Origin of the sequence: Acinetobacter sp. WU_MDCI_Abxd143 (assembly GCF_025514195.1) — a bacterium.
Lineage (GTDB): Bacteria > Pseudomonadota > Gammaproteobacteria > Pseudomonadales > Moraxellaceae > Acinetobacter > Acinetobacter pittii_H.
On the sequence record NZ_JAHPTH010000001.1, the window covers coordinates 997292 to 1010195 of the forward strand.

General features: G+C 38.5%; 12 protein-coding genes, 3 tRNA genes and 1 pseudogene. 7 read left to right on the plus strand and 9 right to left on the minus strand.

What is annotated here, in order from left to right; genetic code table 11:
- The first annotated feature begins 312 nt into the window (after window positions 1-312).
- Window positions 313-1644, plus strand: coding sequence for an MFS transporter (locus tag KTI79_RS04630; RefSeq protein ID WP_079284087.1), 1332 nt, complete (start codon window positions 313-315; stop codon window positions 1642-1644).
- A gap of 117 nt (window positions 1645-1761) precedes the next feature.
- Window positions 1762-2184 carry a hypothetical protein gene (locus KTI79_RS04635; RefSeq protein ID WP_032052835.1) on the plus strand — a complete coding sequence of 141 codons (423 nt, stop codon included), beginning with the start codon at window positions 1762-1764 and terminating at the stop codon, window positions 2182-2184.
- A gap of 22 nt (window positions 2185-2206) precedes the next feature.
- On the opposite strand, the gene KTI79_RS04640 is transcribed toward KTI79_RS04635, so the two are convergent.
- Together KTI79_RS04640 and folD are read right to left on the minus strand one after the other, a co-directional pair.
- Complete coding sequence (locus tag KTI79_RS04640; protein ID WP_032052833.1) at window positions 2207-2875, minus strand: class I SAM-dependent methyltransferase; 669 nt, start codon at window positions 2873-2875, stop codon at window positions 2207-2209.
- Between the two features lie 256 nt (window positions 2876-3131).
- The gene (folD, locus tag KTI79_RS04645) at window positions 3132-3980 is read right to left on the minus strand and encodes a bifunctional methylenetetrahydrofolate dehydrogenase/methenyltetrahydrofolate cyclohydrolase FolD (protein ID WP_002115552.1); all 849 of its coding nucleotides are present in this window, start codon (window positions 3978-3980) and stop codon (window positions 3132-3134) included.
- A gap of 152 nt (window positions 3981-4132) precedes the next feature.
- On the opposite strand from folD, the gene KTI79_RS04650 reads away from it, so the two are divergent.
- Together KTI79_RS04650 and KTI79_RS04655 are read left to right on the plus strand one after the other, a co-directional pair.
- A tRNA-Cys gene (locus KTI79_RS04650) sits at window positions 4133-4206 on the plus strand.
- A gap of 11 nt (window positions 4207-4217) precedes the next feature.
- Window positions 4218-4303, plus strand: a tRNA-Leu gene (locus KTI79_RS04655).
- Between the two features lie 103 nt (window positions 4304-4406).
- On the opposite strand, the gene KTI79_RS04660 is transcribed toward KTI79_RS04655, so the two are convergent.
- Entirely contained in the window at window positions 4407-6170 is a 1764-nt protein-coding gene (locus KTI79_RS04660; RefSeq protein WP_032052830.1) for an alkaline phosphatase D family protein, read from the minus strand.
- 196 nt (window positions 6171-6366) lie between these two features.
- Here KTI79_RS04660 and KTI79_RS04665 point away from each other — a divergent pair.
- Window positions 6367-6452: transfer RNA gene (locus KTI79_RS04665), tRNA-Leu, on the plus strand.
- Window positions 6453-6864: 412 nt separating this feature from the next.
- On the opposite strand, the gene KTI79_RS04670 is transcribed toward KTI79_RS04665, so the two are convergent.
- The 4 genes from KTI79_RS04670 to rlmE all read right to left on the minus strand — a co-directional run bounded on the left by KTI79_RS04670 (window position 6865) and on the right by rlmE (window position 10979).
- Window positions 6865-7179 (minus strand): DUF5713 family protein, encoded by a 315-nt coding sequence (locus KTI79_RS04670; RefSeq protein ID WP_005067609.1) that lies wholly within the window; start codon window positions 7177-7179, stop codon window positions 6865-6867.
- A gap of 135 nt (window positions 7180-7314) precedes the next feature.
- Complete coding sequence (gene folP / locus KTI79_RS04675; RefSeq protein WP_032052827.1) at window positions 7315-8166, minus strand: dihydropteroate synthase; 852 nt, start codon at window positions 8164-8166, stop codon at window positions 7315-7317.
- Window positions 8167-8299: 133 nt separating this feature from the next.
- Window positions 8300-10195, minus strand: coding sequence for an ATP-dependent zinc metalloprotease FtsH (gene ftsH / locus KTI79_RS04680; protein ID WP_005803954.1), 1896 nt, complete (start codon window positions 10193-10195; stop codon window positions 8300-8302).
- A gap of 133 nt (window positions 10196-10328) precedes the next feature.
- Complete coding sequence (rlmE, locus tag KTI79_RS04685; protein WP_000235573.1) at window positions 10329-10979, minus strand: 23S rRNA (uridine(2552)-2'-O)-methyltransferase RlmE; 651 nt, start codon at window positions 10977-10979, stop codon at window positions 10329-10331.
- 199 nt (window positions 10980-11178) lie between these two features.
- Between rlmE and yhbY the strand changes: the two genes are divergently transcribed.
- Window positions 11179-11502 carry a ribosome assembly RNA-binding protein YhbY gene (yhbY, locus tag KTI79_RS04690; RefSeq protein WP_002115576.1) on the plus strand — a complete coding sequence of 108 codons (324 nt, stop codon included), beginning with the start codon at window positions 11179-11181 and terminating at the stop codon, window positions 11500-11502.
- 16 nt (window positions 11503-11518) lie between these two features.
- Window positions 11519-12055, plus strand: a complete 537-nt coding sequence (locus KTI79_RS04695; protein ID WP_002115550.1) for a DOMON-like domain-containing protein — start codon at window positions 11519-11521, stop codon at window positions 12053-12055.
- A gap of 60 nt (window positions 12056-12115) precedes the next feature.
- On the opposite strand, the gene KTI79_RS04700 is transcribed toward KTI79_RS04695, so the two are convergent.
- Together KTI79_RS04700 and KTI79_RS04705 are read right to left on the minus strand one after the other, a co-directional pair.
- Window positions 12116-12703, minus strand: a complete 588-nt coding sequence (locus KTI79_RS04700) for a hypothetical protein (protein ID WP_086376159.1) — start codon at window positions 12701-12703, stop codon at window positions 12116-12118.
- A 29-nt stretch (window positions 12704-12732) separates the two neighbouring features.
- Window positions 12733-12879: pseudogene (locus tag KTI79_RS04705) on the minus strand (hypothetical protein); the annotation flags it as partial.
- Between the last annotated feature and the right edge of the window lie 25 nt (window positions 12880-12904).

Consider the following 12904-nt stretch of genomic DNA (forward strand, 5'->3'; position numbering starts at 1 on the left):
TAACTATATTTACTTAAAATTTTCTTTGGAATATATCATTATTTTTAAGGGGTATAGGTTTTCTTCGCCCAAACTCTACTCATTCTTTATCAATTTTTACTACTTGGAAAAAATAATATGCCAAAGATCCCAACAATATTATAAACGTGAGCTGACCGGCTAATTTGAAATCACATAAATATTCAACTTATTCCTTTGCTTAAATAATAAACATTGTTTTACAGACATAAAAAAAATAAAGTGAAATACTCCTCTAGAAAATATGTAAAAACGGAATAAATCTTCTCTTTTAGCATTCAACCCAAGCGAAACATGGAGCGACTCATGGTTGATCAACCTTCTACCGCAACAACTCCACATTCTAATTTAGATACAAAAACCCGCCTAAAATCAATTTTGGGTGGTTCTGCGGGTAACCTTGTCGAATGGTACGACTGGTATGTATATGCAGCATTCACGCTCTATTTTGCTCATGCATTTTTCCCAAAAGGAAGCCAGACGGCTCAACTCCTTCAAGCGGCCGCAATTTTTGCTGTAGGCTTTTTAATGCGCCCGATCGGTGCATGGATTATGGGAATCTATTCAGACCGTAAAGGACGCAAAGCGGGTCTTACGCTTTCCGTCACTTTAATGTGTATAGGTTCGCTTCTTATCGCCGTGACACCAAGTTATGAAAGTATTGGTGTATTTGCCCCTCTTCTTTTAGTTGTCGCCCGTTTAATTCAAGGCTTAAGTGTAGGCGGCGAATATGGTGCTAGTGCTACCTATTTAAGTGAAATGGCGGAAAGAAATCGACGTGGTTTTTTCTCTAGCTTCCAATATGTAACATTGATTGCTGGCCAGCTCACAGCTCTATGTGTTCTATTAATATTACAAATGGTATTAACCGAAGAACAACTACATGATTGGGGATGGCGCATTCCATTCTTTATTGGAGCTTTACTTGCTATTGTAGTTTTCCGTATTCGACGTGGCCTACTAGAAACCCAATCTTTTAAAAATGCTCAAACTGAAACAGACCAGCCTAAATCAGGCATGTTTGCTTTATTTAAACATTATCCGAAAGAAGCGTTCACAGTATTGTTTTTAACAGCTGGCGGGACTTTAGCTTTCTATACTTACACGACTTATCTGCAAAAATATTTAGTGAATACTTCTGGATTTACTAAACCTGAAGCTACACAAATTACAACTTTAGCGCTATTTATTTTTATGTGTCTACAGCCGGTAGCGGGTGCTTTATCAGATCGCATTGGTCGAAAACCCCTTATGATTTTCTTCGGAATAACAGGTGTTTTATTCACATACGTTTTATTTGATGCACTCGCAAATACACATAACTACTGGACAGCTTTCTGGTTATGTTTTGGCGGTCTTGTAATGGTGACTGGTTATACTTCAATTAATGCCGTAGTTAAAGCTGAGCTTTTCCCTGCACACATTCGCGCTTTAGGTGTTGCATTACCTTACGCAATTGCCAATACATTATTTGGCGGAACAGCAGAGTTCTTTGCTTTAAGTTTTAAAGAAGCTGGGCATGAATCTTGGTATTTTATTTATGTAAGTATCATGATCTTTATTTCTCTCATTATTTATATTTTTATGAAAGACACTAAGCATCACTCAAAAATTAAAGAACACTAATATTTTACCTATAAGGGCTAATATCGTTCGCCGATGTTAGCTCAAATCATGCGATTAAGCCCCAACAACCTTTGTATTTTATGAGATACTAGCTATAAGAAAATAAGGACGATACTGATGAATAGAAGTATTTTATGCTTGGCATTAAGTAGTATGTTTGTTTTAACTGCTTGTCAGACTACCCCTCGACAATATAATGGTTCAACTGGATACCAGATTGAAAACAAAACAGAAGCTTCAGCGACTTTAGCTTATACTTTAGCTAGTCGTAATAACCAGCAAATCGATGAACGTAAATTACAACGCGCTTGTCAAAATGTGCTAGGCGTTCAGAAAGTTTATAAATTATCAGTTTTGAGTATTAACGAAATTCCTAATCCAGCAAAAGATGAGCATTATGGAATTCAACTTGGTGAAACTCGTGCTTCTTTTGGCTTATCCAATACACCTAGTTTAAATAATGGTGAAGACTATGCGACTCGCCAAGCGCTTGAAGCACGTCCAAGCACACTAAAAGTTGTTCGTTATACTTGTTCATAAAATAAAAAAGACGCTGTTCTTTTTACAGCGTCTTATAAAAACTCACATTTCTAAATTCTTTAGCTTCATCCAGATCAGGCCATGTAGAAGCACTTCTTTCATCAATCTTTTGATATTTAGGATGACTAAAGTTTTTAACACGGCTATCAGCTACCCAGACTTCTGACGAAAACTTTAAAAATTCATCTAAGAAAAAGCGGTTACATTGATCATATAAAACATCAGCTGCCAATAAAACATCAACCTGCTCAGCCTTATATAAATCATCTAAATATTCTAGCTCAACGTTATTAAGTAAAGCGTTTTCACGGCAAGCATTCAAACTAACTTGATCAATATCACAGCAGATGACTCGTTTCGCTCCTGCCATTTTTGCAGCAATTGCGACGACACCAGAACCCGCTCCAAAATCCAAAATGACTTTATCTTTAACATGGTCCGGCTCTGCAAGTAACCACTGTGCCATTGCTAAACCAGATGCCCAACAGAAAATCCAATACGGCGTATCATTCCAAATACGACGAATAACTTCGTCATCTAAGCGATCAGTTGGAAAAACAGGTGGAATCAACCATAAAGAAATAGGTGTTTCTGGTAACTGTTGTACCATCAATTCACAATGAGGGATCACTTCATTGAGTGCTTGAAGTAAATGTTCAGGGGCTTTGGACAATTGAAAGGTGCAGCTCATCAGGTTTCTTTTAATTCATTTTTATAACAAGCATAACAGAGTCATTCCATTATGATTTGAATTTTTAAAATAACCTTCGGTTGGACCTACTTTTCTTTCGGGAAAAGTAGGCAAAACCATTGTCATCCGCAAAACTCGGCAGATACTCTCTAGAATCGAAAGCATCGCAGAAACATTAAATTTTTAACGTATTTCTGCCTCAAACAATTGCGGATGACGGTTACGTGTATCAAATAACAGCCTAGCGTTAATTAAATTAACCTAAAGCTTTTTCAGCAGCTTCTACAGTTTGACGAATCAAAGTTGTAATGGTCATTGGACCAACACCACCTGGTACTGGTGTATAAGCAGAAGCAATTTCTTCAATACCTTGTAGTTGGATATCACCAACACCACCGCCATCACGAGGATGGAAACCAGCATCTACAACTACTGCACCTTGTTTAATCCAATCTTTTTGGATAAGTTCAGCTTTACCAACTGCACCCACAATAATGTCAGCTTGTTTCACTAGCTCAGGTAAATTTTGTGTGCGTGAATGGCAAATCGTTACTGTTGCATTGGCTTGCAAAAGCATCATTGCCATTGGTTTACCTAAAATTGCAGAACGACCCACCACAACCGCATGTTTACCAGCAATTTCGATATTGTTTTCTTTTAAAATGGTCATAATGCCCGCAGGAGTTGCTGAACCATATGCAGCTTCACCCATAGCCATACGGCCAAAGCCAAGACATGTTACGCCATCAACATCTTTAGCTAATGAGATTGCATCGAAACATGCACGCTCATCAATTTGCTCTGGAACTGGATGTTGTAAAAGAATACCGTGTACATCCGGATTAGCATTAAGTTTTTCAATTTCTGCTAATAATTGTTCTGTTGTCGTTTCTTGTGGCAATTCAATTTTTAAAGAATCCATGCCTACTCGACGGCAAGCATTTCCTTTCATGCGTACATAAGTTGCAGATGCGCCATCATCCCCAACCAAAATAGTCGCCAAAATTGGGGTACGACCTGTTTTAGCTTTTAAAGCTTCAACACGTACTGACAAATTTTCTTCAATTTGCTTTGCTAATGCACGACCGTCTAAAACCAATGCCACAGCACATCTCCAAGGTAGACATGAATTTAATGTGCCAATAATACATGATTATTTGGGCAAATTTATTCTAGATGTTGCTTTTATGTTCATCTTATCTCAAAACAGTATTGTTTTTTTTCTAAAGGTTGCTAATATGTGGATCACCAAATGTAGGCGGGGTGGCAGAGTGGTCATGCAGCGGACTGCAACTCCGTGGACGCCGGTTCGATTCCGACCTCCGCCTCCAAATTTGGTAAAGCCCGGGTGGTGAAATAGGTAGACACAGGGGATTTAAAATCCCCCGCCCACAAAGCGTGCCGGTTCGAGTCCGGCCCCGGGCACCATTTTCTAGTACAGAAATTGGTGTCATAAAGAATCCAGCGAAAGCTGGTTTTTTTATGTCTATAAAAAGGATACTTATTAGCATCCCTTTCTTGCCTCATATATTTAAGCAGTTTTTTGCTTATCTTTTTCAGGTGTTAAATTCGCATCCAACGCCAATTGATAACCTCGACTAGAATCTACTTTATATTCTGCATTTTTAATTGAATCTACAAAAATCCAATCTGATTGCACCTGCTTATCATCCAGTGTAACCATCAGATAACCCCGCTGATTTAAATTACAATAGGCCAACTCATCGATAAGTGTCGTAAAGGCAAATTCAAACTGTTGCAACTGAGCTAAAGGAATACTTAAATATTTTTCAAGACCTGGTGAAGAAACCGAGCTTGTCGCCAGTTCAACACCAACATATTCCCCTTTTTGGCTATATAAATAAGATGTCCACGCATTATGAGTATCCCCCGCCAAAACAATAATTTTCTTATTAAACTCTGCCAATTTATCATACACAAACTCTCGCTCAGCATAGTAACCATCCCAAGCATCAAGGTTATATGGCACTAATGTTGTGACTCGCGCTTTTTCTTGAACGGTCAAAGTTGGATCACCCTGCTCTAATCGTAATTTTAATGTGACTAATTCTGTAATTTGCGCATTCATTTTAGCTAAAGTATCAGGTGAAGTTCCGCCTGAAGTAATTTGCCCTAAAGACAACAATAACTCGGCAGGAATCCACATCTTACTCATTAAGACTTGCTGCCCCACAACATTCCATGTTGCCGTAGATTGCTTTAATTTACCAACCAACCAATCCCTTTGTGTATAGCCCATTAAAGTCCGCTTTGGATCTGTTAAATCAGCCTGAAATTTCTCAGCATCCAAACCAGCAGCTGTCATATAATCAGCATATTCAAGCTGTTTATCTCGCGCAATAATACGTGTATCCAACATCGTCAGCTCAACTAGTGAGCCAAAATTAAATTGACGATAAATATTCAAATGATCGGTACTAGAAACTGGGCGAATTGGCATCCATTCGAAATAAGCTTGTAGAGCAGCTAATTTACGCTCCAAGAAAGGACCCTCATTACTTTGATGATTCTCTGCACCTTCGCGCCAAGTATCATTCGCTAACTCATGATCATCCCAAATTACAATAAAAGGATGACGCTGATGAACCGCCTGTAAGTCTTTATCCTGGCGATATAACGCATAACGTTTGCGATAATCATCTAATTTAAGAATTTCTTTATTATTATCGGGCGGTAAAGTACGGCCCAGCTTTGCAGCATCTTCTGTCGCATAGCCATCAGCCCCATATTCATAAATATAATCACCCAAATGAATGACTACATCCACATTCTGTTTTGCTATTTCACGATAAACGTAAAAATAACCCGCAGGATAATTAGAACAAGAACATACTGCGAAGCTGACCTTATTGGTAGTTACAGGTAATGTTTTTGTTTGCCCTACTGGCGAGACTTTGCTACCAAATCGAAAGCGATAATAATAAGTCGTACCCGCTTGTAGACCTGTTGCATCAACTTTCACAGTAAAATCGTCAGTTTTATTCGTTTGAACCGTACCAGTCTTTAAATTCTGCTTGAACTGATCATCGGTAGCAATTTCCCAAGTCACCTTAAGAGGTGCACTAAGGTCTACTGGTGTTAACCGCGTCCATAAAATTACTTTATCTTGCAATGGGTCGCCGCTCGCGACTCCATGAAAAAAATCTGCTTGTGCTTCTGGACTTTCCTCATCGGAACCATCATTACACCCCGTAAAAGCTACAGGCAAAGATAGCGCCCCAAAACCGAATAGACTTTTTTGAATTAATTCTCGGCGTGAAATTTTCTCTGACATAAAATTACCTAAGTTTTAAGCAATGAGTGTCTTAAATTTAGGTAAATAAGATGAACAACTGATCTCAGTTTAATGAACAAATCATGACATAAATTGGTTAATTTATATAAATACCGATAAGAACTGATTGAAAATAAAGCAAACTCTCTGATTTTCTCTTGCCAATCGCGCACTTGTCCTCTATTATTGCGCACATGCCCGGGTGGTGAAATAGGTAGACACAGGGGATTTAAAATCCCCCGCCCACAAAGCGTGCCGGTTCGAGTCCGGCCCCGGGCACCATTTTCAAATATTGAATTTGGTGCTACAAAGAATCCAGCTTATGCTGGTTTTTTTATGCCTAATCAAAATGAATTTTATGATAAGAATATTATTACTCTTTTTTACTACTCTTTTATAACAAAGGTTTAGAGATCTTTTCTCTGGCACCCTTTCTTTCAAAGACAACCATTGGTATTTTTCTCGTTGCTCCATTACCAAAGATGATTATTTAGTTAAAGCACCCGAACAGATAATAGATAAATTTAAAACGCTGGAACAAAAACGAGAAACTTATTGGATCAGTTTGTTAGCGGACGCAGATTATCAAGAGAAAGGTGTTTTAATTTTAAAAGTTAAAGAAATAGACGAAATACATTTAAATGCATCTTGCCACTTGTTAGATGCATTTGAAGATATTAAAAATCGAGAGTAATCACCACTCTCGATTCATAACCAGCTCTTCCATTTCCAGATCTAAATATCCAGCTTCCTGTGCCACCATCATCATTGCTTCAGCAATATAGTCAGCAGCACTATCATCTAACGAAGAATCTAGATCTTCAAACTGAGGTTTCATTTCATTGATTTCAATTACAGTTTGATGAGCATATCGATAGATATCCTGCTCAGCTAAGGCAGGCTTCTGAACTTTTTTAGCAAATTGTTCAATCAGCTGCTTGAGTTCAGCGACCAAAATATCTGGATAATATTCATCATCAAACATCGGGAGAAGTAAGTCTTCGAACATACAAAAGTTTACACAACAGCAAAAACTTGCCGCTTATAACATATTTTCAAAAGAATAACGATATTTTTCCCTAACTCGATCATCTAGCTCATTAGATTAATGAGCTACTACCTGATTTTTATAAAGCCTACTTTATTAAGCTTGTATCATCGCCTTCCAAACTAGAATTGCATCAGTCATTGCTTTAACATCATGCGCTCTAACAATGCATGCTCCTTGCTGAATACTAAGCAAATGCCCCGTAACGCTTCCTACCGCACGCTGATCTGCAGTTGCACCCTTTAATGCTTCACCAATAAAACGTTTACGAGAAAGGCCAGATAAAATCGGATAACCCATTTCACCAAGCTTCCAAAATTCTTTGAGTAGTCTTAAATTTTGCTGCGCATTTTTTGCAAAACCAAACCCAGGATCAATAATAATATTATGTTTTTTCACACCCGCATTTAAAGCTTCATCCACGCGCTGCTGGAGCTCCGCTATAACATCTAAGGTTACGTCCGTATATTGATCTAACTGATTCATTGTAGTAGGCTCACCACGCATATGCATGATCACTACGGGTATATCCAGAACTGCTGCCGTTTTTAAAGCATTGGGACGAGTAAGCGCACGTACATCATTCCAAATATGTGCTCCTGCTTCTTTTGCTGCACGAATAACATCAGGCTGACTCGTATCAATTGATAGAACAATATTATGTTTAGCTAAACCTTCAACTACGGGCACAACTCTTCGTATTTCTTCTTCTATGCTTACTTCAGATGCTCCTGGACGGGTAGACTCCCCACCAATATCAATAATGGTGGCACCTTGCTCTATCATGGCTAGTGCATGAACAATCGCTTGATCTACTTGATTATGCTTTCCACCATCACTAAAAGAATCTGGTGTGACATTTAATATGCCCATAACGTGAGGCTGTGATAGATCTAACTGAAGCTGACCACACTGTAAAATTTGTTGAGGCAAAGGCATTAGTTGCATAAAAAGCTCCAGTTTAAAATCTGGCAGTATTTTAGCAATTATCAGCTATCTATAGTGTTGATTTGTTTTCAGCTTTTAACAAACTCAATCCCATAAAAAAAGCCACATGACTGTGGCTTTTTTAATTAACTAATTAGTTCATTGCTGGCAATGGTGGCGGTGTAGATGGACCATCTTTTGGTGGTTCAAATGCAGCCACTGGGTTTTCAGCAACATATACTTTAGGTGGTTGTGGCTCACGACCTTCCATAATGTCACGGATTTGATCACGATCAATGGTTTCCCATTCCATCAAAGCTTTTACCATCGCATGTGCAATATCTTTATTACCTTCCAAGATATTACGTGCAACTTTGTATTGCTCATCAAGAATACGACGTACTTCTTCATCAACTAACTGTTGAGTTGCTTCAGAAATCGTACGGCTTCCTACATTACCAAAGAAACCATTTTGGTTTTCATCTTCGTAAACCATTACACCCATTTTGTCAGACATACCGTACTTCGTAACCATTGCACGCGCCATTTTAGTAGCTCGCTCAAAGTCATTTGAAGCACCAGTAGATTGCTGTTGGATAAATACTTCTTCAGCAATACGACCACCAAACAAAATTGCAATTTCGTTTAGCATCTTGTCTTTATAGTGGCTAATTTGGTCTTGTTCAGGTAACTGCCAAGTTACACCTAAAGCCCAACCACGCGGCATAATCGTTACTTTATGAACAGGATCTGTGCCCGGTAAAATCTCGGCAACAATCGCATGACCAGCTTCATGATAAGCAGTTGCACGACGTTCTTCTTCACGTAAAACCATCGATTTACGCTCTGGTCCCATGTAGATTTTGTCTTTTGCATCTTCAAAGTCATGCATGTCGACAGTGTTCTTATTACGACGTGCAGCAAATAATGCAGCCTCGTTAACAAGGTTTGCCAACTGTGCACCAGAGAAACCTGGAGTACCACGAGATAGAACTTTAACATCCACACCCGTAACTGAAGGTAATTTTTTCAAATGTACATTCAGAATCTGCTCACGACCACGAATGTCAGGTAAACCTACCATTACTTGACGGTCAAAACGACCTGGACGTAATAATGCTTTATCCAAGACATCAACACGGTTCGTCGCAGCAATTACGATTACACCTTCGTTACCTTCAAAACCATCCATCTCTACAAGCATTTGGTTCAAGGTTTGTTCACGTTCATCATGACCACCACCTGTACCTGAACCACGGTGACGACCTACTGCATCAATCTCATCAATAAAGATAATACAAGGCGCATGACGCTTCGCTTGCTCGAACATATCACGGACACGGGACGCACCCACCCCCACGAACATTTCGACAAAGTCAGAACCTGAAATGCTGAAGAAAGGAACTTTAGCTTCACCAGCAATTGCTTTGGCTAATAACGTTTTACCAGTACCCGGAGGACCAACCATAAGTACGCCACGAGGAATAGTAGCGCCCAAACGTTTGAATTTTGCTGGGTCTTTTAAGAAATCTACAATTTCAACAACTTCTTGTTTTGCTTCATCACAGCCGGCGACGTCAGAAAAATTGACTTTGATTTGGTCTTCAGAAAGCATTTTTGCTTTCGACTTACCAAAACTCATCGGTCCATTTTTTCCGCCTGCACCACCACCCATGTTACGCATAAAGAACATGAATAACAGAATGATTAACAGTACAGGGAAACTAGCAATGAGAAGTTGCATCAAAATGCCTTGACGTTGAGGAGCCGTTCCCTCTACAACAACATTTTGCTTATTTAAGCTCGGCATAAGCTCAGTGTCTTCAACTTGCGGACGAACAGTTTCAAACTGTGATCCGTTAGTTTTTTCACCATTAATATTTAAACCGTCAATTGTGACTTGCTTAATTTGGCCAGCATTCACCGCTGCAACGAAATCTGAATATTTCATCGCAGTAGGCTTATTGCGGTCACTGATATTACTGAAAATTAAAATCAGAACACCAAGTATTATTAGCCACAATACGGCATTCTTGAAGTAATCGCTCAAAGCTTTATTCCCATATCGATCTAATTTGATCATGCCCAATCTTGGCCGATCGTCATAAAAACAGCAACTGTATTGCTTGCGGATAACCTAAAAGTACAAAATGCACAATTTTTAGGAGCTTGGCAAGTAAACTTTATTGCAATGCTTTCTTACGCCCTTGTCCAACCAAAAAAACTTCTTTAGAGCGCGCCCGAGAAGCTGCTGGTTTTGCTGTCTTTAACACATCAAAACTATCAACCACTTGTTTACGAAACTCATCAAATCCTGCGCCTTGGAACACTTTAACCACAAACTGTCCATTAGGACCAAGAACCTTTTGAGCAAAATCTAAAGCCAGTTCACATAAGTAAATCTGTCTAGGTTGATCAACAGCCCTATTACCTGATGTATTGGGGGCCATATCAGAAATTACAATGTCTACTTGTCGCCCATTTAAAATATTTAACAATTTTTCAAATACAGCTTCTTCTCTAAAGTCGCCTTGTAAGAAAGTGACATCAGGCAAAGCATCCATAGGCAAAATATCGGAAGCAATCACTAATCCCTTGCTACCCACAAGTTTTCCAGCAATTTGAGACCAACTACCAGGAGCTGCACCCAAATCTACCACTGTCATGCCTGGCTTGATCAACTTATATTTTTCTTGGATTTCAAGAAGTTTATATGCTGCTCGCGCACGATATCCTTCCTTTTGTGCTTTTTTTACAAAAGGATCGTCTAGATGTTCCCTCATCCACGCACGACTACTTTTCGACAATTTCTGGTTTGTAATGCGTGTTGCCATAACTCACTAAATATCAAAAAAACTTCTGATCGTTCATTGTACGTGAAAATTACTCTCATTACAGTACGGATGTAGCGTAATCTCACCAAGTTTTACAGTTTTTTTCCAATAATGTTGATCGATTATTTATACAGTTTTTCGTACATCTGAATTTAAGTTTTTTGCTATACTAAGTCGTTTTTAAAATCAGGTATTTTTAATGGCCGCTTTATCTATCCATGAACGTAAACGTTTACGTCAAATTGGTCATGTGCTTAATCCGGTTGTCATGATTGGTGGACAAGGCTTAACAGATGCTGTTATCGAAGAAACTCTTCGTGCTTTAAACGACCACGAACTTATCAAAGTTAAAGTTGCTGGTGAAGACCGTGAAGCACGTACTGCTGTAATTGATGCAATTGTAGAAGCGACTGGCGCAGAAGCTGTGCAAAAGATTGGTAAAATTGTTCTACTTTACAAAAAAGCAGCTAAGCAAAACCAGCATTTGTCTAATCTTGTTCGCCACGCTCATCTAGCAAACTAATTTGATTTGACAAACTATGGCAAGTTACGAACTTTCAGCTTTTGATCGTTTTCATGCTGTTTCTGTTGTTGGCGCAATTGAACAGCAAGCACCGCACACCTTAAATGTCGGTTTTTGGATTCGTGATCCAAATCAACTCATTGTCTGGCCCCAAGAAGTCGCGGCTCATCCTCGTCAGGATTTTTTGTGGGAAGAAACTTGTTTCGAAATTTTTGTTGGCGTGCATGATGAAGATTATTATCGGGAAATTAACCTTTCCCCTTCTCAAGCATGGCAGTCTTATCAGTTTGAAGAATATCGCTATCCAGAAAGTATGCCTCCCCTTGCTGCTTACGATATCGAACTGAACCATCTCAAGCGTACTCATTATGGCTTAAATGTTAGTCTTGATTTGGGACAATTTATGCAACAGCATCGCTTGAAATGGGCAAACCTTTATTTAGGTTTAACTGCAGTTTTAAAAACCAAAGAAGGTATGCAGTACTATGCAATGCAGCATAGTGGAAAAAGTGCAGATTTCCATAATAAGCGTGACTGGTTACATCAGTTTTAAAAGTAAAAAAGCGAGAAATTAATTCTCGCTTTTTTTATAGCTGGCTAAAGGCTAAGATCATTAGTTATCTCGTGCTTTATTCCAAGCTTCAACTGCATTATTTTTAGTACGCTTAATACTTTCACTTAATGAATCTTTGTGCTTCAAAGAAATCTGGCTAATATCACCTTTAAGTTCTTTACTGACTTTAGTCAAATCTTCGATAAGTGCGTTAATTTCTGCTTTCAAAGCATTTTTAAGTTCAGATAGTCCTTCTTGTGAGGTGCTAAACTGAGCTTTAATCACATCTAGTCGTTGCAAAATATCTTGTTTAATTTGAACAAATTGATTTTGAATATTCTTGTTTAACTCATGAGTTTCAGCTTCAATTTTTTCTTGAGTTTCACTTAAAACTTCTTTGAGCTGCTCTTGAGTTTCAGTGATAGCTTCTTTCACCTGAGTTTTCGCTTCTGTAGCAACTTCTTTAATCTGCTCATTTTTCTCTGCAACACTTTCTTTTACTTGCGCAGTTTTAGCAGTTGCTGTTCTTTTTGCTTTAGTTGTAGTAGCTGCTACGGTTTTTTTCACTTCATTCACCTCAGCTTTTACCGAATCAACTACTGCTTGAACTTTCTCGCTCACATCTTTTGAAACTTGATCATTACTCATGCTATTTCCTCGTATTGGTTATTTTTTAACTAACAATACAATAAATCCAGTTCTAAAAATCGACCTTGCAAATTGTTAGACAATTTATCAAAAGTACTTGATTCGGATGAGTAGATAATTTTTTTGTAAAAAGCAAGCAATGAATTATATTTTTTAGCAGAAAATAAATAGACTTTTTAAGGTTCCATGCGTATAATGCGC

Excerpts from the sequence above, each read along its gene's own strand:
- KTI79_RS04630 (WP_079284087.1), top strand. The coding sequence starts at position 313 with ATGGAGCGACTCATGGTTGATCAACCTTCTACCGCAACAACTCCACAT.
- KTI79_RS04635 (WP_032052835.1), top strand. The coding sequence starts at position 1,762 with ATGAATAGAAGTATTTTATGCTTGGCATTAAGTAGTATGTTTGTTTTA.
- KTI79_RS04640 (WP_032052833.1), bottom strand. The coding sequence starts at position 2,875 with ATGAGCTGCACCTTTCAATTGTCCAAAGCCCCTGAACATTTACTTCAA.
- KTI79_RS04660 (WP_032052830.1), bottom strand. The coding sequence starts at position 6,170 with ATGTCAGAGAAAATTTCACGCCGAGAATTAATTCAAAAAAGTCTATTC.
- KTI79_RS04670 (WP_005067609.1), bottom strand. The coding sequence starts at position 7,179 with ATGTTCGAAGACTTACTTCTCCCGATGTTTGATGATGAATATTATCCA.
- folP (WP_032052827.1), bottom strand. The coding sequence starts at position 8,166 with ATGCAACTAATGCCTTTGCCTCAACAAATTTTACAGTGTGGTCAGCTT.
- rlmE (WP_000235573.1), bottom strand. The coding sequence starts at position 10,979 with ATGGCAACACGCATTACAAACCAGAAATTGTCGAAAAGTAGTCGTGCG.
- yhbY (WP_002115576.1), top strand. The coding sequence starts at position 11,179 with ATGGCCGCTTTATCTATCCATGAACGTAAACGTTTACGTCAAATTGGT.
- KTI79_RS04695 (WP_002115550.1), top strand. The coding sequence starts at position 11,519 with ATGGCAAGTTACGAACTTTCAGCTTTTGATCGTTTTCATGCTGTTTCT.
- KTI79_RS04700 (WP_086376159.1), bottom strand. The coding sequence starts at position 12,703 with ATGAGTAATGATCAAGTTTCAAAAGATGTGAGCGAGAAAGTTCAAGCA.